This is a genomic window from Natronococcus pandeyae (assembly GCF_008122205.1).
Lineage (GTDB): Archaea > Halobacteriota > Halobacteria > Halobacteriales > Natrialbaceae > Natronococcus > Natronococcus pandeyae.
This window is the reverse complement of record NZ_PHNJ01000006.1, coordinates 58,585-81,575: the sequence shown is the minus strand read 5'-3', so window position 1 is coordinate 81,575 and position 22,991 is coordinate 58,585. Positions and strand designations below refer to the sequence as shown.

21 protein-coding genes are annotated in these 22,991 nt (G+C 64.3%); 11 read left to right on the top strand and 10 right to left on the bottom strand.

The features are described from left to right. Positions 1-24: 24 nt before the first annotated feature. From CV102_RS12840 to CV102_RS12825, 4 genes are all read right to left on the bottom strand, one after another. Positions 25-924: an ArsR/SmtB family transcription factor gene (locus CV102_RS12840; protein WP_148858415.1), complete on the bottom strand. Its 900-nt coding sequence runs from the start codon at positions 922-924 to the stop codon at positions 25-27. Positions 925-1,025: 101 nt separating this feature from the next. Then, the gene (locus tag CV102_RS12835; protein ID WP_148858414.1) at positions 1,026-1,436 is read right to left on the bottom strand and encodes a DUF7124 domain-containing protein; all 411 of its coding nucleotides are present in this window, start codon (positions 1,434-1,436) and stop codon (positions 1,026-1,028) included. Positions 1,437-1,510: 74 nt separating this feature from the next. Beyond that, the gene (locus CV102_RS12830; RefSeq protein WP_148858413.1) at positions 1,511-1,732 is read right to left on the bottom strand and encodes a hypothetical protein; all 222 of its coding nucleotides are present in this window, start codon (positions 1,730-1,732) and stop codon (positions 1,511-1,513) included. A gap of 127 nt (positions 1,733-1,859) precedes the next feature. Continuing rightward, positions 1,860-3,098 carry an NAD(P)/FAD-dependent oxidoreductase gene (locus tag CV102_RS12825; RefSeq protein ID WP_148858412.1) on the bottom strand — a complete coding sequence of 413 codons (1,239 nt, stop codon included), beginning with the start codon at positions 3,096-3,098 and terminating at the stop codon, positions 1,860-1,862. Positions 3,099-3,318: 220 nt separating this feature from the next. On the opposite strand from CV102_RS12825, the gene CV102_RS12820 reads away from it, so the two are divergent. From CV102_RS12820 to CV102_RS12795, 6 genes are all read left to right on the top strand, one after another. Continuing rightward, positions 3,319-3,915, top strand: coding sequence for a DUF6149 family protein (locus CV102_RS12820; protein ID WP_148858411.1), 597 nt, complete (start codon positions 3,319-3,321; stop codon positions 3,913-3,915). A 130-nt stretch (positions 3,916-4,045) separates the two neighbouring features. Continuing rightward, positions 4,046-5,305, top strand: a complete 1,260-nt coding sequence (locus tag CV102_RS12815; RefSeq protein WP_148858410.1) for a polysaccharide deacetylase family protein — start codon at positions 4,046-4,048, stop codon at positions 5,303-5,305. Between the two features lie 88 nt (positions 5,306-5,393). Beyond that, positions 5,394-6,662 carry an MFS transporter gene (locus tag CV102_RS12810; protein WP_148858409.1) on the top strand — a complete coding sequence of 423 codons (1,269 nt, stop codon included), beginning with the start codon at positions 5,394-5,396 and terminating at the stop codon, positions 6,660-6,662. 258 nt (positions 6,663-6,920) lie between these two features. Next, positions 6,921-9,911 (top strand): methyl-accepting chemotaxis protein, encoded by a 2,991-nt coding sequence (locus tag CV102_RS12805; protein ID WP_148858408.1) that lies wholly within the window; start codon positions 6,921-6,923, stop codon positions 9,909-9,911. 123 nt (positions 9,912-10,034) lie between these two features. Further along, entirely contained in the window at positions 10,035-10,922 is an 888-nt protein-coding gene (locus tag CV102_RS12800) for a homoserine kinase (protein ID WP_148858407.1), read from the top strand. 11 nt (positions 10,923-10,933) lie between these two features. Further along, positions 10,934-11,284, top strand: a complete 351-nt coding sequence (locus tag CV102_RS12795; protein ID WP_148858406.1) for a hypothetical protein — start codon at positions 10,934-10,936, stop codon at positions 11,282-11,284. Positions 11,285-11,309: 25 nt separating this feature from the next. Here the strand turns inward: CV102_RS12795 and CV102_RS12790 are convergent, their stop codons facing one another. The 3 genes from CV102_RS12790 to CV102_RS12780 all read right to left on the bottom strand — a co-directional run bounded on the left by CV102_RS12790 (position 11,310) and on the right by CV102_RS12780 (position 13,968). Further along, positions 11,310-12,089: a hypothetical protein gene (locus tag CV102_RS12790; protein WP_148858405.1), complete on the bottom strand. Its 780-nt coding sequence runs from the start codon at positions 12,087-12,089 to the stop codon at positions 11,310-11,312. Between the two features lie 97 nt (positions 12,090-12,186). After that, complete coding sequence (pdxS, locus tag CV102_RS12785) at positions 12,187-13,095, bottom strand: pyridoxal 5'-phosphate synthase lyase subunit PdxS (RefSeq protein WP_148858404.1); 909 nt, start codon at positions 13,093-13,095, stop codon at positions 12,187-12,189. Positions 13,096-13,197: 102 nt separating this feature from the next. Beyond that, positions 13,198-13,968: an acetoacetate decarboxylase family protein gene (locus tag CV102_RS12780; RefSeq protein WP_148858403.1), complete on the bottom strand. Its 771-nt coding sequence runs from the start codon at positions 13,966-13,968 to the stop codon at positions 13,198-13,200. A 102-nt stretch (positions 13,969-14,070) separates the two neighbouring features. Here CV102_RS12780 and CV102_RS12775 point away from each other — a divergent pair, with 102 nt between their 5' ends. Then, complete coding sequence (locus CV102_RS12775; protein ID WP_148858402.1) at positions 14,071-14,772, top strand: DUF1405 domain-containing protein; 702 nt, start codon at positions 14,071-14,073, stop codon at positions 14,770-14,772. Positions 14,773-14,783: 11 nt separating this feature from the next. Here CV102_RS12775 and CV102_RS12770 read toward each other — a convergent pair whose 3' ends face one another. Further along, positions 14,784-15,137 (bottom strand): DUF7344 domain-containing protein, encoded by a 354-nt coding sequence (locus CV102_RS12770; protein ID WP_148858401.1) that lies wholly within the window; start codon positions 15,135-15,137, stop codon positions 14,784-14,786. 446 nt (positions 15,138-15,583) lie between these two features. Here CV102_RS12770 and CV102_RS12765 point away from each other — a divergent pair, with 446 nt between their 5' ends. The 4 genes from CV102_RS12765 (at position 15,584) to CV102_RS12750 (ending at position 19,244) form a co-directional block, all read left to right on the top strand. Then, complete coding sequence (locus tag CV102_RS12765; RefSeq protein ID WP_148858400.1) at positions 15,584-16,525, top strand: ABC transporter ATP-binding protein; 942 nt, start codon at positions 15,584-15,586, stop codon at positions 16,523-16,525. Further along, positions 16,522-17,304 (top strand): ABC transporter permease subunit, encoded by a 783-nt coding sequence (locus CV102_RS12760; RefSeq protein WP_148858399.1) that lies wholly within the window; start codon positions 16,522-16,524, stop codon positions 17,302-17,304. Before CV102_RS12765 ends, CV102_RS12760 begins: the two co-directional genes overlap by 4 nt. 40 nt (positions 17,305-17,344) lie before the next feature. Then, on the top strand, positions 17,345-18,127 hold the full coding sequence (locus tag CV102_RS12755; RefSeq protein ID WP_148858398.1) for an ABC transporter permease: 783 nt from the start codon (positions 17,345-17,347) through the stop codon (positions 18,125-18,127). 112 nt (positions 18,128-18,239) lie between these two features. Beyond that, positions 18,240-19,244 (top strand): hypothetical protein, encoded by a 1,005-nt coding sequence (locus CV102_RS12750; protein WP_148858397.1) that lies wholly within the window; start codon positions 18,240-18,242, stop codon positions 19,242-19,244. Between the two features lie 67 nt (positions 19,245-19,311). On the opposite strand, the gene CV102_RS12745 is transcribed toward CV102_RS12750, so the two are convergent. Together CV102_RS12745 and CV102_RS12740 are read right to left on the bottom strand one after the other, a co-directional pair. Then, a complete protein-coding gene (locus CV102_RS12745) occupies positions 19,312-21,975 on the bottom strand; it encodes a valine--tRNA ligase (protein WP_148858396.1) in 2,664 nt (887 codons plus the stop codon). Positions 21,976-22,235: 260 nt separating this feature from the next. Further along, positions 22,236-22,883, bottom strand: a complete 648-nt coding sequence (locus CV102_RS12740) for a hypothetical protein (RefSeq protein ID WP_148858395.1) — start codon at positions 22,881-22,883, stop codon at positions 22,236-22,238. Positions 22,884-22,991 lie beyond the last annotated feature (108 nt).

The following is a 22,991-nucleotide window of genomic DNA, read 5'->3' as shown; positions in this document are numbered from 1 at the left end:
ACGGCGGACGGCAACGCCGTTCGGCTAGCCGCCGTCGACCGGTGCGGGAGTCACGCGCAGCGCATCGTCTACCTCGAGTCGAAGCGTCTCCCCGTCGAGTGCAATCACGACCGTCGCCTCGAGGGGGTCGACGGTGGCGACGTCGGTCGTTACGGCGTCCGTGACGAGGAACTCGAAAAATTCCCAGAGCGGGAGGTCCAACAGGGAGATCCCGTGGTTCCAGAAGAAGCCGACGGCCGCGGGGTGAAACGCTGCGACCACCTCGATGGGAAGGTGGATCACGAGCCAGCACTCGGGGCACGTGTGCTCGAGCGTGTACAGCGTTCGCCCGTCGTGGTGGTGTGCGTCGACGGTAGTGTCGACCTGCCCGTAGCACTCCGGACAGACCGACCCCCGAACCAGCGTCGCCGTTCCCCAGATCCGATAGCCGACGCTGTCGACGATTTCCGAGGCCGACCGGTGGCGCGTCTGGCTTCGGGGTAACAGATCGGTCAGGAGGGTCGATTCACAGGAGTCACAGCGGACGACGAACCGCTCTTCGTCGACCAGTGCGACGAGGGCGGACTCCTCACAGAACACGCAGATTCCGTCCACGTCGGCGTCGTCGAACGTTTCGGTACTCTCGTACAGCCCGGAGAGAATCGTTCTGACGATTTTGTCGCCGCCGTAGGTCAGTCGGTAGCCATCCGGCGTTTCGGCGACGAACTGTCCAGCGAGCTGGTCGAGGTGGTAAGAAAATTGGGACGTGCTCTCGACGTCGACGGCGTCGTAGAGCTCGGTAAACGACATCCGAAGCCACTGTTCTTGCTGCTCTCGTTCCGCTTCGGCGAGTGCGAGCAGAATCTCGAGCCGCGTCCGGTTTCCGAGCGCACCGATCGCTTCGACGACGTCCTGGTCGATCCGGGCCTCATTCCTCGAAGTCATCGTTCAGTGGTCTTGTACCGCTATCTGGAGATGTAGAGAGACGAAGACAGAGCGGCTTGTTCGGCCGCGTATTCGAGACTGAGCCGAAAACCCGTACAGTTTCAGGGCCAGTCGTCGCGAACCGGTTCGGCGTCGTCCTCCTCGTCCTCGACGTTCGTCGCCAGGACCCAGTCGGCCGCCTCGGCGGCGTCCTCGACGGGGAGGTACTCCCAGTCGACGTCCTCGGCCAGCTGTTCGTCCTCGCTGCTGGCGCCGATGAGGACGTGTCGATCGGTGTCGAACTGGTCCTTGACGGCCTCGAGACTCTCGCGTTTCCCGCGGGGGCCGGAGAAGAAGTCCTGCCGGATGCGGTTCTTTCGCGTGTAGTTCGTGACGACGTAGGTCGGTTTCTCGGAGACGACGCCGATGTACTCGCTCCACCCTCTGGCGTCCTCGAAGACGCTCTCGGGCGAGGCGAGCTCTTTCAGTGCTTCGAGCTCGAACGCCAGGGTCATGTCGCTACCGCCGTTCATACGCTATCGAAAACGCGCACGGGGGAAAACGGCTTCGATACTTCTAACGACGTCAGAACAGCCGCTCGTGATAGCTATCTCGGCTCGACTCGGTAGTAGTCAGTGGCGACGACGACCGTCCCCAGCTCGAGGTCGGTTCCGGTAGCAGCCAGCGAACGGCCCCCCTCGAGCGCGCGGTAGAACGCCTCCAGCGTCTCTTCGTCGAGCTGATCGACGTGCTGAACGGTCGTTGCCGCATCGACTGACTCGACGCGCCTGAGCGTGAGGGACCGACTGGTGGTGCTACTGGTTGCCATGCGTGTCAGTGACAAACACACTCTGGCGATATAAATGTTCGGCTGGACTGTCGAACGGCTGTGAGGTCGGGCCCACCGAGTCCCGGGAAGCCGAATCTGGGCCGGAAAACGAGCGCAAACTGGCGTCTTACTGCTCCTGTGGCGGCGCGAGGTTGTCGAGATCGACGGTCTGTTCGAGCAGCACTTCCTTCTGGTCGGCGACGACGCGCTGTTCGCGCATCAGCTGCTTGAACTTGCTCTGGGGCGAGAGGTCGCCGATGAGAACACCGCCGACGATCTTCCCGTCTTTGAAGGCGACGCGGCGCCACTCGGTGTCGCTGTACTTTCGCTCGGCGTAGTCGTCGCCGAGCGTCGGGTGACCAAACGAAAGGAAGGGGAAGTCGAAGTGCGTGATCGAGTACGAGGAGACCCACTGGAAGCCTTCGGCCTCGTCGTCCGCAGCCATATTGACGCCGGCAACACGGCCCTGCTCCTTCGCGGAGCCCCACGAACCGTTCTGGGCCCGCTCGCCGAGCAACACGTCGTGGAAGCGGGTGATGTCGCCGGCCGCGTAGACGTCCTCGAGGTTCGTCTGCATGTACTCGTCGACCAGGATCCCATTCTCCTGCTCGAGTCCGATGTCGCCGAGGAACTCGGTGTTGAACGTCAGTCCGATTGCGACGCCCGCGAAGTCACACTCGTAGCGATCGCCGTTGGGATCGACGGCGGCGACGACGCGACCGTCGTCGTCCGTCTCGAAGTGATCGACGCCGCTATCGAACACGGGTTCGACGCCCTTCTCGCGCATCCCCTCGTGCATGATCTCCGCGCCCTCGTTCGAGAGGGCGTAGCGCCACCAGCGGTCGCCACGCATGAGATACTTGCCTTCGACGCCCTGTGCACCACAGACGGCGGCGAAGTCGATCCCGAGGAGTCCGGCACCGACGATTACGCCTTCGTCGGCGGCGTCCGCGCTCTCGCGGATCTTGCGAGCGTCCTGGAAGGTCCAGAAGTGATGGATCCCGTCGGCGTCACTGTTGTCGACGGGCAGTTGCGTGGGCGTCCCGCCGGTCGCGATCAGCAGTTTGTCGTAGGAGATGTCCGCACCCTCGTGGGTGTGAATCGTCTTCGCGTCGGTATCGAGGCCGGTAACGTGAGTGTTGAGCGAGAGATCGATGTCGCGTTCCTCGTACCACCCCTCGTCGTGGATCGAGATCGGGGCCTCCGGGAGCTTCCCTTTCGCGTGCTCTTTGATCAGAATGCGGTTATACAGTGGCTCCCCCTCATCGGTGATGACGGTAATCGAAGACTCCGGGTCTTCCTCCCGGAGGGTCTCGGCAGCCGAGCTGCCCGAGATCCCGTCACCGATGATGACGTACTCGGTCATACCGTGACCGTTCGTAATGCGGGTTAAAGTGGATTGCTATCTCGTCTACTTTCTGTGTGGTCCCTCCGTTCCCCAACAGTTGTTCAGTCGATTGTCGAATCCGGTCCGCAGACGCTCGTCCGGAACTGTTCGAACACCCCACAGCTATCGTTCCCTTCGTTCTTCCGAACGCTTCGCCCCCTCCGAACCGCTCTTGAGGGTCGCCTCCATAGATCCGTCCATGAAGATCCGTCAGAACGCGCGTCACTTCGCGTCTCGTAAGGCACTCGAAACGCCGGTCGTCCGCTCGGTCGCCAAGTCCGGCCTCGTCCGACTCCACACGAAGATATTCACGAAGAAGGCCGACCCGGCCCACGCCGAGGAACGAACGGACCGACTCGACGCCTTCTTCGACGCGACGATGGATAGCTACCTGCGCGCGCTTCAAGAGGGGTACTCGGAGGCCGAAGCCCGCGAGATTACGCACATCCAGGCCAACTTCGACTTCTACAACCACGGCTGGACCGAGATGATGGAGTTCCCGACCGACGAACTCGACGACCACTACGACCGCTATCGGGAGTTCTTCGAGCGCTGGGACGTCACAATCGACGACCCGCTCGGGCAGTTCGAACCGCCGGAGGGGATCCCCGAGGCACCGTCGACGCCCGAAAAGCTCGACGAACCGGAACACCCCTACGCCGAGGGCGGCTTCGCCGACGACGTCTACGTCGAAACTGAAGACGGCGACCTGGTCGTCGGCGGCCAGGAGGAACCCGAGGACGTCGACGTCTCGCAGGCCGTCGGCGTCGACGAGACTGCGGGCGAGAAGGAGTGAGCGCCGTCTACTCACTGGCTGTTCACGCGAGCAGAACCGTCCCCTAGATCGTTTTCCGCCCCCTTACTCGTTGCCGTCGAGAGAAACCCGGCCATAACAATAGCCGATACTGACAGACAGCTTGTCGTACATGAAGCGACGCGCGTATCTCGCGGCCGCGTCCGCGGTCTGTCTCGCCGGGTGTGCCGGATCGGATACACTCGAGTCCGAGACCACCTCGAATCGCAACGGCTCGAGCGACGACGACGAGACGAAGCCAGACTCCACGGAACCCCGGGAACCGCTGATTCCCGAGGCGGCGGACGACTTCGAGGAGCTCTCCCGCTGGTCGATCGACGGCGGCTCGATGGACGCCGACGCCGACCGCGTTCTCGTCGGCTCCCAGAGCGCGCGAGTCGAGATCCCTGCGGCGGCGGAAGCGACACAGCTCTCGCTCGAGTATGAGTCGCCGTTCGACCTCGCCGACGTCGTCCCTGGCGTCGCGATGGCGAGTTCTGACTTCGTCTTCCCGTGGCTCCGCCTGTTCGACGCCGACGGAAACCGGATCGACTACCGCCGCGGCTCGAGAGGGGAGTTGCCGCTCATGCGGTACAACTTCGGTGTCGACGGACGTGACGACGCGTTCGACCCTACGACCGTCAGCAAAGTACAACTGCACATATGGACGGACGAGGGCCGGGAGCCGACGGTCTGGTTCGACGACCTCCACTTCGTTCCCCGTCCCGAGACCGGGAAGGTGATGATCCAGTTCGACGACAACCACGTCACCGATTATACGGAAGCGCTCCCGGTCCTCGAGGAGTACGGCTACCCGGCGGTAACGTTCGTCAATCCCGGTCGGATCGAAGCCGAGACGTCGGGCGTGACGGATCCCGGTGGCCTGCCCCGAATCACGGTCGACCAGACGCACGAACTCCACGACGCCGGCTGGGTCATCAGCAACCACTGTTACAACCACCCCGAACTCGCGGATCTCGAACCGGACGAACAGGAAGAAGAGATCCGCCGGGGCAAGGAGTGGCTCGAGAACGAAGGGTTCGACGAAGGTGCCCGCTACTTCGCCTACCCCCACGGCTCCTACGACGCGACGACGCTCGAACTGATCGACGAGTACCACGACCTCGGCTTCGGCGGCGGTCACCCCGTCCAGGGCTACAACGTTAATCACGTCCTGAATTCCCGTATCGGCGACCCGAGCGCCGAACGGATGGCGACCGAACTCGAGCGAACCGCCGAGATGCGCGGCATCACCTCGTTTTTCTACCACCGACTCGAGGACGACCTGCTCGAGGACTTCGAGACGGCGATCGAGTTGCTCCACGAGTACGAGTCCGCCGGCGAGATCGACGTGATCCTCCCGCAGGATCTCGAGCGCGACTACCTGTTCTGAGTCTCCGTTTCGGCACTCGATCGCGCTGCAGTTAGCCCGTATCCAAGCGGCTAAATAGTCGGCACGTTGCCGTTCGGATACTGACTCGATGGCACTGAACGCAAACGATCGATCGATCGCCGGCTTCACGATGGCCGGTCACGCGCTGGTTCACTGGTTCGAGACGGCGATTCCGATCTTTCTGGTCGTCTGGGTCGCCGAGTTCGACGTCGCCGTCGCCCTGATGGGACTCGTCGTCGCGCTCGGTTACGCACCGTTCGGGATCGGCGCCCTGCCGGGCGGGATTCTGGCGGACCGGTACGGAACGAAGCGACTCATCGTGCTCTGTCTCGCGGGGATGAGCCTCGCGTTCGTCGTCCTCGCGACGAGTACCTCGATCTACATGATCGCCGTCGGCTTGCTGCTGTGGGGGATCGCCGCGAGCATCTACCATCCCGCGGGCCTGGCGCTCATCAGCACCGGCGTCGAGGAACGCGGGACCGTGTTCGCCTGGCACGGCATCGCCGGCAATATCGGCATCGCGCTCGGCCCGTTCGCCGCCGCGACCATGCTGATTTTCCTCGACTGGCAACTCGTCGCCGCACTGCTCGCCCTTCCCGGACTCCTCGCCGTTCTCTACGGCCTCTCGGCGGAGTTCGAGCCGACCGCGGCGGTCGAGGACGACGTCGACGCGGGCCCGGACGAGGCGCTGTCGCTCTCGACGCTCGTCGGGAACTCGAAGGCCCTCTTCGCGAGCGCGTTCGCCGTCGTCTTCGTCATCGTCACCTTCGAAGGGCTGTACTACCGGGGGATGCTCACCTTCCTCCCCGAGATCCTGTACGGACTGCCCGCGATAGCGGGACTGGCGCTCCCGACGGGGCTCGAGGGGATCGAACCGTCCTTCTACATCTACGTCGGCCTGCTGGTCGTCGGGATGGGCGGCCAGTACGTCGGCGGGAAGCTCACGGACCGAGTGCCGCCCGCGCGCGGCCTGGCGGCCATCTTCGCCGTGCTCGTGGTACTGGCGGTTGCGTTCGTTCCGGTCACCGGAATGGGGCTGGTGGCGATCGCCGCTCTCTGTGGAGTCTTCGGCTTCTTCCTGTTCGCCATCCAGCCGTTCTACCAGAACGCGGTCGCGGTCTACACGCCGGCGGACAGTCGTGGGCTCTCCTACGGCTACACCTATCTGGGCGAGTTCGGTCTCGGCGCCGCCAGTATCGCGCTCGGCGGGTTCGTCCTCGACGTCTCGCTGGGATGGTTCTTCGTGATGATCGCAGGCTTCGCGCTCGTCGGGATGCTCCTGTCCGTGGCGCTGGCTGCGGGACTCGACCGGTTCGTCGAGACGGACCGACCGGTCGACTCCACGACGGACGATTAGGGATCCCTCCTTCTCCTTCGCCGCCGATCACTCGTCGCCCAGTACGAACACCAGGACGCGAGTTTTCATCGGGAGGTGTTCCCACCCATTCTCTCTGATGTTTGATGAAAAATCCGTCTCGAGCATTCCCTGTATTCTCCGCGGTGAGTGGTGACACAGGCCACGTAGCTTTTGCGGCCGAGACGACCCGTCCAATTATCAATACCAATAATGGAGACTGACCATTTATGTATTGGTGATGATACCCGTGTCCTATCAATGGAGTTCCTTCGACGACTGGTGCCGGCGCCGATTCGGCGCAGGTACGCGGTCAAGTTCGGGATCGCACTGTTGATCCTCGGGCTGTCGGTCGGTCTGATTGGGGTTATCGGAACCGCGCAGATCACCGACAGCGTCGAGCAAAACGCACTGGAAGACCAGGAGGCGCTCGCGGGACAGGAGGCAACCGCGCTCGACAACTGGAACGAGCAGAACAAACGGGTGACGGCGAGTACGTCTAACACGCCGACCGTCGAGTCGGGTAACGAGTCGGAGATTCAAGCCCACCTGAACAACGTCCTGCTCGAGTACTCCGATCAGGTGACCGCGGTTCACTACGTGGACGTCGACGACCACGAGCTGCGGGCCACCACGACGGACGGGGCCGAGACGCTCGACGACGTCGACTTCCCGGCGACGAACGACGTCAACGACGATCTGTCGGCCTCGACCGCCGAGCGGACCGAAGCCTACGAGAGCGACGGAACGCCGGTCGTCTCGTACTACATCAAGACCAGCGGCTCGGACGATACGGCGCTCGTCATGACGTTCGACCTCGAGGACATGATGGCCGACTTCGGCAAGTCCGTCGAGGGCGATCGCGTCACGATGGCCGTCGATTCCGAGGGCGAGATCGTCGCGGACGACACGTTCACCGGAACAGGTGCGGACGCGCTGATCGACGACTACACGGAGAACGCGTTCCGCCAGGAGTACGCCGACGACGACGGACTGCTCGAGGCGGCGTTCGCGGAAGACGACGCGAACGCCTCCGGCGCGATGGCGTTCGACAGCCAGCCGGGCGACACCCTCCAGAACGAGCCCTACGAGTTCGGACCGGACGGCTACGTCGCGGCCTACCACACGACCGACATGGGCTGGGTCGTGTTGATGCACACCTCGACGGACGAGGCCTACGGCTTCGTCAACGACGTCGACCAGTACGGAACGATGGCGACCGCGGGTGGCGTGCTCCTGATCGGTCTCGTCGGTGCCGTACTCGGTCGCAACACGGCCGTCGCGACCGACCGCCTCACCAACAAGGCGAGAGAGATGGAGGAGGGGAACCTCGAGGTCGATCTCGAGACCAAACGGATCGACAACATCGGCCGGCTCTACGAGGGCTTCGACTCGATGCGGATCGCGCTGCGCGAGCAGATCGAGGAAGCCGAAGCCGCCCGGGAGGAGGCCGAACGCGAACGCGAACGCGTCGCAGAACTCAACGACCACCTGGAGGAGAAGGCGACGGAGTACTGTGACGTCATGGGCGCAGCCGCTGACGGCGACCTCACTGCCCGCGCAGAGACGGAAAGCGAGAACGAGGTCATGGCAGAGATCGGTGAGGAGTTCAACGACATGCTCGAGGAGATCGAGGGGACGGTGTCCGAACTGAACCGGTTCGCGACCGAGGTCGCGATCGCCAGCGAACAGGTTACCGCCTCGAGCGAGGAGGTTCGCTCCGCCTCGGAGCAAGTCACCGGCTCCGTCCAGGAGATTTCGGACGGCGCCGACCGGCAGAACGAGTCGCTGCAGTCGGTCAACCAGGAGATGAGCGGGCTCTCGACGACGACCGAGGAGATCGCCGCCTCCTCGAACGAGGTCGCCGACATCGCCGAGCGAACGGCCGAGACGGGCCGCGAGGGGCAGGACGCTGCCCACGAGGCGATCACGGCGATGAACGAGATCGAAACCGAATCCGAGCAGGCAGTCGACGAGATCACCCAGCTCAAAGAGGAGGTCCAGCAGATCGACGAACTGATCGCGACGATCTCCGAGATCGCTCGCCAGACCAACATGCTGGCGCTGAACGCCAACATCGAGGCGTCGCGCTCCGCGTCCGGTGACGACGACGAAGGGTTCGCCGTGGTCGCAAAGGAGGTCAAAGCCCTCTCCGAGGACGTCGCCGAGGCGGCCAACGAGGCCGAGGATCGGCTCGAGTCGATCCGCGAGCGAACCGAACGCTCCGCCGAGGAGGTCGAGGTCACCAGCGACCAGATCGACGACGCCAGCGAACAGGTACGCGAAGCGGTCGAGGCCCTCGAGGAGATTACCGACCTCGCACAGGAGACGAACGTCGGCGTACAGGAGATTTCGGCGGCAACCGAAGAACAGGCGGCGTCGACCCAGGAGGTCGTCGCCATGGTCGACGACGCCGCGTCGATCTCCGACCAGACGTCTGCCGAGTCCGAGAACGTGGCTGCAGCAGCCGAAGAGCAGACCACTGCACTGACGGAAGTGACGAAGTCCGCGTCGAACCTCTCCGAACAGGCCGCGGAGCTTTCGGAAGGACTCGACCGATTCGAAACCAGTACCGACGAGCCTCCGATCGAGGAGTCGTCGGCCGACGCGGAGGAACTCCTCGCGACGAACGGGGAGGAGGAAACTGTCGCGGCCGCGTCGGAAGGCGACGCCGAGTCGATCGCTGTGGCTCCCGAAACTGCAGGGGAACCGCCAGTCGATCCGGAGGGGACGGGCCCCGAGGATGACGAACAGGGCGACCCACTGGTCGACTCCAGTGAAGCCCCAGACGACACCGTGCAGACGGAGTTCCACGGTGCCGGCGAACCGGGGTCGGAACCGACGGACTCCTCCGTCGATTCGACGCTGCCGTCCGGTTCCGTTCCGGAGTCGGAGTACACCGCAAACGAGGCAGAAACCGTGGCTCCGGCGGACGACGCCGAACCGGTCGCCGGCCACCCCGTCGAACCGGACGAGGGTGACGTGAATGCCGACGATCCGCTGGCGGTCGAACCAACTGACGCGGACGTCTCCGGCGGCGATCCGCTCGAAGCGATCGAGGACACGGGGGCGGTCGAAGACGAACAGCACGACCCGTTCGCCGAAGTCGCCGACGAACTCGAGGAAGCGGCCGACGGACACGAGGAAGTGGCTGACGACCAGGATGCCGACGACGATGCCACGGACGGCACCGACGAGGACGTGGACGGATCGGACGAAGTGTTCACCTTCGGCGACGGGGACCAGGAGTAACGGCGGTTTTCGGCGCTGAGGTTCCGCTTCGGGTCGGTCGCGAATCGAACTCTCGACCGCCGGCAACGCACGCAGTCACCGTCGTTCGCTACCTTTTTGCCTGTTCTCTCGGAAGAAAGCGGCATGTTCACCGTGCGGGCTCCAGCGACCAGTGCGAACCTCGGGAGCGGTTTCGACGTCTTCGGCGTCGCTCTCGAGGCGCCCGCCGACGTGGTCCGGGTCGAGCGCGCCCCGGAGACGACGATTTCGATCACCGGAGCGGGAAGTCAGTACATTCCCGAGGATCCGGAACAGAACACCGTCGGCGCCGTCGCGGAGGCGCTCGACGCACCTGCCCGGATCCGGATCGACAAGGGGATTCGCCCCTCCTCGGGACTCGGCTCCTCCGCGGCCAGCGCGGCCGCGGCGGCCGTCGCCCTCAACGCGCTGTACGATCGGGGGCTGTCGCGGGAGGAACTCGTCCCGATCGCCGCCGAAGGCGAGGCCCTGGTCTCCGGCGAGGCCCACGCGGACAACGTCGCCCCCTCCCTGTTGGGCGGGTTCACGATCGCCACCGACGACGGCGTGACGCAGGTCGACGCTTCGATCCCGCTCGTCGCGTGTCTTCCCGAGACGAGCGTCTCGACGCGGGACGCACGCGGCGTCGTTCCGAAGGCGGCCGCACTCGAGGACGTCGTCGACACCGTCGGCCACGCCGCGACGCTCACCGTGGGGATGACCCGCGACGATCCCGACCTCGTGGGAACCGGAATGAGCGACGAGATCGTCACGCCCGAACGATCCGCGCTCATCGACGGCTACGATGCGGTCCGCGAGGCCGCACTCGAGGCTGGCGCGACCGGGGTCACCGTCAGCGGTGCCGGCCCGGGCGTTCTCGCGGTCTGTCACGAACCCGACCGGCGCGCCATCGCCGGGGCGATGATCGACGCCTTCGACGCCGCCGGAATCGAGAGTCGGGCCTACCAGACGGCCGTCGGCGAGGGTGCGCGGCTCTACCGCGACGGAACGTAGCCGGGATTCGAATGGGCACACGAACCGACGCCGCGCTCGCGCTCGTCGCGCTGGCCGTCTTCGTCGGCTTCGCCGTTCTCGTCGACGCCTCGCTCTCCCCGTCCTTCCTGCTCGTCGGTGGCCTCGCGACGCTCGCGTTCGAACTACTCGCGGCTCGAGCGTACGAATTCGTGCGCCGGTACTGGGAGCGACGGGACGTCCAGTTCACGTCGCTCGCGGTCGCGATCGGTATCGCGGCCGTCGGCGCGCTCCTCGCACCGGAGCCGGTGCTGTCGCTGGCCTGTGGTGCACTGATAACGTATCTCGTATTTCTCGGGCTCGTTCGAATCGAACTCGTTCCGCCGCCGCAGACGTGGTGGTAGCGACGGTACTCTCCGGACCGGAGTATCAGGGACGGTTGGTCGCGCCTTTCCAGCGGCGACCGTAGATCCGCGGAAGCGCGTCGACCTTGGACTGGCGGACGTTCGTCGGAACGGTCGAGACTCTCGCGGAGACGCCGGCCGGAAGCGGACCGTGGGGAACCGACGAGACAGCCGTCGGGTTGTTCGAGACCGGGCGCCGGCCGGCGTAGCCGGATCCGCGCTGGTTCGATTCGTACAGTTCCTCGAACTTCGAGTGGCCTTCGATGACCCCTCTTCGAGCCGTTTTCGCCCTCTTTTTGGCCTTCTGCTGCATCGCTGCGTTCGTCGCGTCCCCCTTCACCTCGTCGACGAACTCCGTGACCTCGGTTGCTGCCTCGGAGTCGCCACTCGAGTCGAGCGCGTCGGGCCCGACGACGTCCTCGAGTTCGGCTTTGAGCTGTCGGCTCTCCTTCGCGAAGTCGGCGAGATCGACCGTATTCCAGAGCTCTCGCAGTTTGATAGCCTGTCGGAGCGTGCTGAAGTCCAGCGCCAGGTCTGGATCGTGCTCGCGGATCGCATTCGGGAGTTCGTCGACGTCGAGGAGATCGGGCAGCGCCGATACCTCGACGGTATCCGGCAGCTTCTCGAGGTCGATCGTCTCGAGGAGGTCTTCGACTTCCTCGACGACGTCCCACAGTTCGGCTGCCGTCGTCGACAGCGTCTCGTCCGATGCGTCGGTCTCGGTTTCCTGGAGCAACTGCTCGGTTCCCGTTTTGACCTGATCGGACAGCCGTTCGAAGGTGGTCGGAGACGTCGCGTGACTCATACGAAAGCGGTGGCTGTACACGGAGAAAACGGACGTGCTTGCCGCTTTACTCCGGTCTAGAACGGTAGAATACAAGGAAAATTTCGTCGACTGCCGATCAGACGCCGCGGCCCTGCAGTTTCTCTTCCTCGGCGAGGTCGGCGTTCGCGTCGCCTTTCATTCCCTTGCCGAGGTTCTTCGAGATCTCGGCGAGCGTTTCGGGGTCGTCCCAGTTGTTCGTCGCCTCGACGATCGCCTCGCCCATCTCCGGCGGGTTCTCGGCGCCGAAGATCCCGCTGCCGACGAAGATCCCATCACACTCGTGGTGCATCATGAGCGCCGCGTCGGCCGGCGTCGCGATGCCGCCGGCGGCGAAGTTGACGACCGGAAGCCGGCCCATCTCGGCGGTCTCGTGGACCAGTTCTGCGGGCGCTTCGATCTCGCGGGCGAAGGCTTCGCGTTCCTCGTGGCTCTTCCCCTCGAGTTCGCGGATCGCGCCCTTGATCGTCCGCTGGTGGTGGACGGCCTGGTTCACGTCGCCGGTGCCGGCCTCGCCCTTGGTGCGGATCATGGCCGCGCCCTCGTTGATTCGACGGAGGGCCTCGCCGAGGTTTCGCGCACCGCAGACGAACGGCGCGGTGAAGTCGCGCTTGTCGATGTGGTAGGCGTCGTCGGCAGGGGTGAGCACCTCGGACTCGTCGATCATGTCGACGCCGACGGATTCGAGGATCTGGGCCTCCTTCGTGTGACCGATACGGGCCTTCCCCATCACCGGGATCGACACTTCGTCGACGATCTCCGCGACGTCCGCGGGGTCGGCCATCCGGGCGACGCCGCCGCGCTTGCGGATGTCTGCGGGGACGGCCTCGAGAGCCATGACGGCGACCGCGCCGGCGTCCTCGGCGATCCGGGCCTGCTCTTTGTTGACGACGTCCATGATGACGCCGCCCTTCTGCATCTGGGCGAAACCGCGCTTGACGAGGTCGGTCCCACGTCGCAGTTCCTCGAGATCGGTCTTCTCGGTCATGCTGTGGCGTTAGGACCCACTCCACTTACGCGTGTCCTTTGAGACCGGGACTCGGGGCGTGTCGTCGGTGGCTCGGGTTCGTCCCGTGAGTAGCTCTCAGCATCAGCGATCCGGTTTCGCGGGCGTCGGCGTCGCTACTGACTCGCCGTCGAACAACCGTGCGCGAACGCGTGAACCCGTCATCCGGACGAGCGGTCGCCGCCACAATCCGAGTTCCGATGCCAGATTCGGTATGACTTCGAGGTGTGTTCCGATCGGCGGGCCGATCGAAATTTCGCCGCGGAGTTCCATCCGTGACCGGAGCAGTTCGCCGTCGCGGGTCGTGAAACTCGAGAGCGTTACGTCCTGTAACGGGACGGCGGTTCGGGGCCGAGTAACCTCGAGTCTGATCACGTCCTCGCTCGAGTCGGCGTCACCGACCACGGTTCGAACGCCGCGCGGGCCGTCCGTCACGGTGATGGGTGCCCGCTCCTTCGGATACCCCCAGATCTCGCGACCGAGCGCGACCGACGCGTCGGTCGTCACGGGCAGCCAGTGGACGTAGCCGCCCACCTCGCCGTCGGCGAGTTGTCCGAACGGCAGATCGGTTCGGCTCCCGCGGACCGCGGGAACGATGACCGCGAACTCGTCGTAGGGCTCGAAGCCGGGTTCGGCGCTACCGACGCGGTGATACTGGATGCCGACGAGCGAAACGCAGCCGACGCCCGGTGCGATCGCCAGCGAAGAGAGCGCGTCCGGGAGAAGCGACTCGAGGCGCTCGCGCCAGGCCGGGACGGTTACGCCACCCAGCGTATACGAAAGCTCGAGCGGGAGCGAAACCGTGTGGCCCGTCGAGAGTTTCCACTGTTCCCGATCGTCGGTCGCAACTGTCATAGCTGATCGAACGGTGACGAGTACTGTATCGCTGTGGGTGTCTATAGGCGGCGACAACCGCTACCATTTTGCGTTCCCCGTTCGTCGCGCCGGATACGAACGATGACCGCGCCGACTGGGCTGCCCGACCGTGACCCGTTGCCGAGCTACCTCGCTCCCCTCCCGAAGACGATCGAAGACCTCGGACTGCGGTTCGCGTGGCTCATCGTGGCGATCAACCTCGGCGGGACGGCCTTCGGTTTCTGGTACTACTCCGGCCAGTTCGCCGCGACACCGACGGTGATGTGGCCGTGGGTGCCGGATAGCCCGCTGGCGACGCTGTTCATCGCGCTCGCGATCGCGGCGTGGAAACTCGGTCACGAGCAGCCATGGCTGACCGCGCTCGCCTTCTTCGGAAACATCGTCCTCGGCCTGTGGACGCCCTATACGCTGCTCGTCTTCCACGAGACCTACCTGGCTCAGACGGATTTCCTGATGTACCAGTTCCTCTTCTGGAGTCACCTCGGGATGGTCGTCCAGGCGTACGTCCTCCACCGGATTACCGACTTTCCCGTCTGGGGCGTCGCCGTCGCGCTCGTCTGGTACACCAGCAACCTGGTCGTCGACTATCACATCCCGATCGTCGGAGATCCCCATCACACTGTCATCCCCGTTCCGCGAGACGAACCGATGTTCCTCGGGGCCGACGCGCTGGGCGTCATCGCCGCGGGCGAAACGACGTTCGTACTCCTCGCGCTGTTTCTCGCGCTCGCGACGCGGGTCAAAAAGTGCGAGGCTGTCCGTGAACGAACCGCCGACCGCTGATTCGCTCGCCCCTACAGGCCCTCACCGTAGACGAGTTCGAGATGGGGATCGAGCGCTCGCGCTGTCGGACGTCGTTCGACCGTTTCAGCGTCCCGGTCGTATCGCAACACACCCGCCTCGGCCAGCCGATCCAGGTGATTGTGGTGGAACTCGACCGCGAGTGCGTCGAGTCGCTGCCGTGTCGGCTTGCCGTCCATCCGCGCGACGCCGTCGACGAGTTCCTCGATCGATACCGCTCCGACGTGTCGAGAGAGATAATACAGTGCGTGCCGGCGGCGTTCGTCGAGAAGCAACTCGAAGACAGTGGTTGGTGAGAGAGTAGCGTGCGTGTCGGATGCGTCTCCGTGTGTGATTTCTGTCGTCATTGGTGTGCTCCGTACTCGGCTTACACAGCAAGGGCCAACGTGTCAGCATTGGTCACCTTCAGCAGAGCACAGCCGACCGTTGCGCGCCACCCTACATATACTTTCTATTACTGGGCAGATAGTGGGCAGTTCTCGAGTACGTCCCGTATCTGTGAACTATATCTGGGAGTTTAGGGAAAACCACAAGCTAGGGGACAGTCGAACACCCCACTCGAAGCGCGAACAGCGCGGACGTCTCGCCGAACTGCTCGAGGTGGAGGTCACGACGAAGTGATCGACCGTGACAGGGCCTGTGTCTGTTCTTGCGAGACGTGTCCGAAACCCACACTCTCACCTCGTCAGAATAGTATGTAATCCCACAAACATTTTTATACACGATCGAGGCGTCGTGTCGCGTGTAGCGGTCGTCGCGTTCCGCTGCGAGTTTTCAAAACAGGTGGTGAACCATGCGTACCCAGATCGAAGACGTCGAAACCGAATCGGACCACGACGAGGCGACGATCAGGCTGGACAGTCTCACCAAACGCTACGGTGACGTTACCGCTAACGACGGGATCAGCTTCGACGTCGAGGCCGGTGAGATATTCGGCTACCTCGGCCCGAACGGGGCGGGTAAGACCACGACGATTCGGCTGCTGCTCGGACTCATCAAACCGACCTCGGGCACCGCCGAAGTACTCGGCGAAGACATCCGCGATCGACGAGCGCTCACCGAGGCGAAAGCCAACGTCGGGTATCTGCCGGACACGCTCGGCTTCGAGGAGCGACTCACCGGTCGCCAGGCGCTCGATTACTTCGCTCGAATGCGCGGAGACGAACGACGGGACGAGTTACTGGAGCTGTTTCGGCCGCCGCTCGACAAATCGATCGAAACCTACTCACACGGGAACAAGCGGATGCTCGGGATCGTGCAGGCGTTCATGCACGATCCGGATCTCGTCATTCTGGACGAACCGACGTCCGGACTGGACCCGCTCAAGCAAGACCGGATGCACCTGTTCCTCGAGGAGGAACGCGACGCTGGAAAGACGATCTTCTTTTCGTCGCACGTCCTCAGCGAGGTGCAGCGCGTGTGCGATCGAGTCGGTATTATCCGGGAGGGTGAACTGGTCGCCCTCGAGGACATCGACGACTTGCTCAAACGGGGCGGAAAGCAGGTTCGCGTTCACCTGGCAGAGCCGGTCGACGAGCAGCGGTTTACCACGGAGGAGATGATAGACGTCGAGGTCGTCGATCGGACGGTTCGGTTCACCTACACCGGCGAGCCGGCCGCGCTGCTGGAGCATCTCGTCCAGTACGAACTCGAAGACGTCGAGATCGGTGATCCGCAACTCGACGAGATCTTCAAACACTACTACGGGGACGACGGCCTCGTGGGGGGAGAATGACGGCCATCCTTCGCAACGAGTCGGGCAAACACCTCCGTAGCACGCTCACCCTGACCGGCCTGCTCGTCCTGCTCTCGGCGTTCTTTCTCGTCGTCTTCCCGAGCATTCAGGAAGAAGCGGAACTGTTCGAGGAAGTGTACCCGGAGTACATACTCCAACTCCTGGGGATCGAAGAACTGCACACGATCGAGGGCTTCGTCGGCGGCTATATCTTTCCGTTCATCTGGATACTCCTCGCCGGAATCTATTTTGCGTACATCAGTGCGGGGATGATCTCGGACGATATCCGCACGCGTCGGATGGACCTCGTTCTCGCTAATCCGGTCTCTCGCGAGTCCGTAGTGCTCCAGAAGGTGGGGGCCTTGTGGCTTCCCCTGGTCGTGTTGAATCTCGCCCTGCTGGCCGTTCTACTCACCGGTGCGCACCTCCTCGGTGAGTCAATCGATCTCGTTCCCCTCGCGATGGTGCACCTGCTCGGCGTCCCCTACCTGCTCGTCTGTGCCGGCATCGGCATCGTTTTTTCCGTCGTCCTCGATCGAGTGGAGACCGCCCAGGCCTCCGCACTGGGGCTGGTGTTCATCCTCTGGCTGGTCGACGGCCTCTCTCACATGAATCCCGATTTCGAGTGGGTCGGCGACCTCACACCGAGTCGGTACTACGATCCGACGGCGATCCTCGTCCACGAGGAGTACGCGCTTCTCGACGCCGGGATTCTCCTCGCGGTCTTTCTCCTCCTGCTGGGCATGGCCGTCTTCATCTTCGCACGGAGGGATATCTGATGAGCGTCGACCGCACGAGGGATCGGCTGGAGGTGACGCTATGACGGCCATTCTCCGAATCGAGTCCAGAAAGCGGGTCCGCGGCTCGGTCGTGCTGATCGCCGTGTTCGCCCTGCTTTCGGCCCTCTACTTCTCGATGTTCCCAGGTATCCAGGAGGAGATGGACGTGCTCGAGGAAGCGTTCCCGGGATTCATGTTCGAACTGTTCCGGATCGAAGAACTGCACACGATCGAGGGCTTCATCGCCGCCGAAATATACTCCTTCTTTTGGGTCCTCCTTCTCGGGATCTACTTCGCGTACATCGGGGCCGGCCTGATCGCGAGGGACGTTCAGGACCGGCGGATGGATCTCATCCTCTCCAATCCGATCTCTCGTGAGTCCGTGGTACTCCAGAAGGTCGGCGCTCTGTGGGTTCCCCTGGTCGCGTTGAACGTCGGGGTTGCGCTCATCGTCTACGTCGGTGCGATCCTCATCGGCGAGGCGTTCAACCCCGTCGCGCTCGCGATGGTCCACCTGCTCTCGGTTCCCTATCTGCTCGTCTGCGCGGCCACCGGTCTCGTGGCGTCCGTCGTCGTCGACAGGGTGCGAACCGCCAGGGCGGCAGCCCTCGGCCTGGTGGTCGTACTGTGGCTGGTCGAAGGCGTCTCGAGAATCGACCCGGATTTCGAGTGGGTCGGCGCCGCAGCGCCGAGTCGATACTACGACCACACGGCGATTCTCGTCCACGAGGAGTACGCGTTCGGTGACGCCGGGATTCTCCTCGCAGCGTTTCTCGTTCTGGTGGCCGTCGCCGTCTTCGTCTTCACACGACGAGACATCTGAATCCGCGTCTCTCACCTCGAGGACCACCAGGGCCAAATCTGCAACGCCGACAGTCAGCCGGCGATGAACGAGGGGACGGGCTATATCCAAATCGAACGCGTGCTGGCGTGTAATGACACTCGGTCGACGTGAACTGCTCGGGCTCGCGGGCGCAACGGCGACGGTGGCCGCCGTCGGAACCGCAGGTTGTCTTCCAGTCAGTGCACAGGAGGAGGGCGACGAGCTCCCGACATACAGTCGGTGGCTCACGATCGACGACGGCGGACTCGAGTTCGTCCACGTCGACTGGGCGGCCCTCGAGGGGTTCGTCGGCGACGAACTCGAGGAGGCGGGGCCGGACGAAGAAGTCCCCGAGGAGTTCCGGGCGGATCCGATGATCGCGCCCGTATCGGACGGGCTGCTCCGGGCGTACTTCTTCGTCGGACTCGACCTCGCCCAGTACAGACTCGGCAGGCTGCTCGACGTCGACGACGAGTTCGAGTCGACCGTCGAGGGACTGCTGCTGACCGACGACGCGTTCGTCGTGACCGGGGAGATGGTCACCGAAGAAATCGACGCCCGGCTCACCGCCGAGCCGGAAGCCGAGTTCATCCGCCAGCTCGAACGGACGGACGATATCGGCGGGTACGACGTCTACACGCCGGTCGAGGGCGATACCGACGCAGCGGTCGCCGTCGACAGCGACGCGCTCGTGGTCGTCGACGGCGAGGACGGCGAGCCGACGGCGACGCTCGAGACGACCATCGGCGCCTCGACGGGCGACGTCGAACGGGCGACGGACGAATCCGGGGCGTTCGAGTGGGTCGTCTCGAGCGCCGGCGAGGGCGACGTTGCCGTCGGGCAGTACGGTCCCGTAGCCGGCACCCAGCCGAACGGCGAGGGGCTCGTCGACTTCGGGTTCGACGAACTCGAGGACGCCGAGGCGATCGTCTCGTCGCTCGCCGTCGAAGACGAGGAGACGTCCACCGGCGAGTTCGCGGCGGTCGTCGACGAGCCGGACGAGGCCGCGCTCGAGGAGCTTCTCGGCGCCTCCGGGGACGAGCAGTCGGTCGACGTCGACGGCGACCGGGTTACGGCGACGGCCACGTGGCGAGAGGAGAACCTGACGACCGACTGAGGATCGCGAAACGCGGCTGCCCCGAACGAACCAGACGAACACTCGGAAGAAAACGAATTGTGCGACGTTACTCGAGGATGACGATCGCTGAGTCGGTCTCGAGCATCTCGCCCTCGCCCGAGTAGGTGCGCTCGAGTTCGACCTCGAACACGTCGTCCTCGAGATCTTCGCCGGCGACTCGCAGGACGCCCGCGTCGTCGTCGATCTCGTACTCGCCGCTCTCGATTCCGGCGTCGATGTCGCCGACTTTCGAGCCGTAGCGGGGCCCGAGCGTCGAGTAGTCGAGGTCGATCGCGGCGACCTCGGTCGTGATCTCCGGGGGCTCCTCGAGCACGTCGAGTTCCCGGACGTGCATCACGTTCTGGATGGCGTCCTCGAACCCTTCGACGGGACCGTAGACCGAGACGGCCTCGAGGTCGGCGTTCAGCGGCAACTGGTTCTCGCTCTTGTAGCGTCGCAGCGCCGAGATGACCTCCATCGCGGTCTCGCCGGCCTCGAGGTCGGCCTCGTACCCCTGCGGGGCGGGCCAGTCGCGGACGTGGATGCTGGTCTCGTCCAGTTTCCCGTCCTCCGCGTACAGCGCTTGCCAGATCTCCTCCGTCACGTGCGGGAGGAACGGCGCCCACAGCTCGAGGAACGTGCGGTGGGCGGTCCGCAGCGCGTACTGGGTCGAGGGGTTGTCCTCGCGTTCCTTGGCGATCTCGAGGTAGTCGTCACAGAAGGTGTTCCAGAAGAACGTCCGTAGCCGGTCGCGGGCCTTCGCGAACTCGTAGGCGTCGAGGTGGGCCGTCAGCTCCTCGACGGCGTCGTCGAGTTCGGCGAGGAGCCAGCGGTCGATCGCCTCGAGTTCGGCGGGCTCGTCGGGGTCGGCGGGGGCGAGACTGTCGACGAGTTTCGAGGCGTTCCAGAGCTTCCGCAGGAGTTTCTCGCCCGCGGTCAGGTCCTTCTCCTGGTACGGGAAGTCGTCGCCGACGGCGGCGCTGGCAGCCCAGAACCGGACTGCGTCGACAGGGTACTCCGAGAGCACCGCTTCGGGGGCGACGACGTTCCCCTTCGATTTGGACATCTTCTCGCGGTTCTCGTCCAGGACGTGGCCGTTGATCATCGTCGCGTCGAACGGCACCTCACCGGTGTGCTCGTAGCACTTGACGATGGTGTGGAACAGCCAGAACGAGATGATGTCGTGGCCCTGGGGCCGGAGGTCGAACGGGTAGAGTTCGGGGTTGTCCATCGCAAACTCCTCCTCGTCGGCGTCCCAGTCCCAGCCGGCGTTGATCAGCGGCGTCAGCGAGGAAGTCGCCCAGGTGTCGAAGACGTCCTCTTCCGGTTCGAACGCGTCGTTGCCACACTCCGGACAGCTATCCACCGGCGGCTCGTCGCTCAGGGGGTCGACCGGCAGCTCCTCGCGTTCGGCCATGATCTCGTGATCGCAGTCCGTACAGTACCAGACCGGGAACGGGATCCCCGAGTCCCGCTGACGGGAGATCAGCCAGTCCCACTCGAGGCCCTCGATCCAGTGGCGGTAACGCGAGAACATCTTCTCGGGGTACCAGTCCATCTCCTGACCGGCCTCGAGGTACTCCTCCTTGTGGTCGAGAATCTCGACGTACCACTGCTTGGAGACGCGGAACTCGACGGAGGTGTCACAGCGCTCGTGGACCTGGACGGCGTGCGTGATCTCCCAGCGGTCGCGAAGGTATCCCTCGTCGTCTAAGTCCTCGACGATGGCCTCGCGGGCCTCCTCGGTCGACAGTCCCTCGTAGTCGCCGGCGAGGTCGGTCATCGTCGCCGACTCGTCGATGGCCACGCGAAGCGGGAGGTCGTGGGCCTGGTACCACTCGATGTCGTTCTGGTCGCCGAAGGTACAGCACATGACGACGCCGCTGCCCTTCTCCATGTCGACGCGGTCGTCGGCGATGATCGGCACCTCGTGGCCGAAGATGGGAACCCGAGCCGTCTCGCCGACCAGATCCTGGTTCTCGTCGTCGTCCGGGTGGACGAAGACGGAGACGCAGGCGGGGATCAGCTCCGGGCGAGTGGTGGAGATGACGAACTCTTCGCGCGCCGGATCTTCGCCGGCAACCTCGAACGCGATATCGTTGAAGTGGGAGTGACGTTCGTCGTCTTCCATCTCGACCTGTGAGATCGCCGTTTCGCAGTCGGGACACCAGATCGCAGGTGCCTTCTTGCGGTACTCGCGGCCCTTCTCGTAGAGATCGAGGAACGAAAGCTGCGAGATGCGCTGGACGCGCGGTTCGATCGTCTTGTAGGTATTGTTCCAGTCGATCGAACAGCCCAGTCCCTGCATCTTGTCCGTGAACTCGGCCTCGTACTCCGTACAGACCTCGCGGCAGAGCTTCTGGAACTCGCGGCGCTCGTAGTCCTGGTGGCGGATGTCCAGTTCCTTCTCGGTCAGTCGCTCGCTCGCGATCCCGTTGTCGTCGTAGCCGAAGGGGAACAGCACCTCGCCGTCGTGCATCCGCTGGAAGCGCGCAGCGAAGTCCTGGAGCGTGTGCCCGTAGAGGTGACCCATGTGGAGGCTCCCCGAGACGGTCGGCGGCGGCGTGTCGATCGAGTAGACCGTATTCGGGTCGCGCTGGGGATCGCCGTCGTAGGCGTAGACCTCCGCGTCGACCCAGCGGTCCTGCCAGCGGGACTCGACGGCCTCGGGGTCGTAGCCGCCCTCGAGGCTCGCCTCGTCGCGTTCGCGGGCATTGGCGTCCGTGCTCATGGTCTCACCGCCCGGTTCGGGCGTCGTCGATTCGTCGTCGGAAGTCGCGGAAGTGGATCGTACATCTGCATACCGGTCGTTGTTCGGTGAATGCTGGTCGGCTACAATACATCCGTCGATACGGGGTGGGAATAGGGGGCTACGAGGCCCCTACGAAAACGGCGTCGTGGGACCCGCCGATGACCGCCTCGAACTCGACGGACTCGCTCATACGCAGTTCTTGCCGATGATTCCTGTTATGTGTTTCGCGTAGGCAGCGATCACTCGCTCTCCGCTCCGTCCAGTCGAATCACCGCACGCGACGGCGTCGGCCGTCGAACCTCGCCCTCGAGGTACGTCGCCAGCCGCTCGAGGAACTGGTCGTCGACCCCCTCCTCCGGAACCACGAGCGCGATCCGGTCGTATCGTCCGGGGTCGTGGTCGCCCTGCATGACGAGCGAGAAGAGTTCCTGGGGCGTGACCGGGTCGCCGGCCTCGAGTCGCTCGGCGACGCCCTCGAGCGTCGACTCGACGCTCGTCTCGACCTCGAAGGTGACGTCGACCGAGACGTTCGCGTCGAGGCGCGATGCGGCACAGGCCTCCTCGGAGTGGCGGACGGCCGGGACGAGGATTTCCTCGAAGTCGAGACCGTGCTCGTCCGTTCCGATGTAGGCGAACGCGAGCATGGCTCTGAGCGCGTCGAGGTGGTCGGGATCCGCCGTTAGCTCGTCGAACACCTGCCGTCGATCCTTCTCCGAGAACGTGTGCAACAGCAGGTCGAAGTCCAGAATCGCGTCGGTGACGCGCCGACGGATGCGCGCTTCGGCGTTTCGTCGCGACTGTTCGTGGCCCATCTCACGCTCGCCCAGCAGGAACGCGCGGTCGGCCGGCGTGAGGATCCCGCGATCGCGGTCGATGTCGGTGTTCATAATCAGGAACCGATTATACAAAACTGGATTCTATCCGAACTGCTATCAACGCTTGGATTGGATGGACGGGTAATGGATCACATCGAACCGCCGAGGCTGCGCTATTCA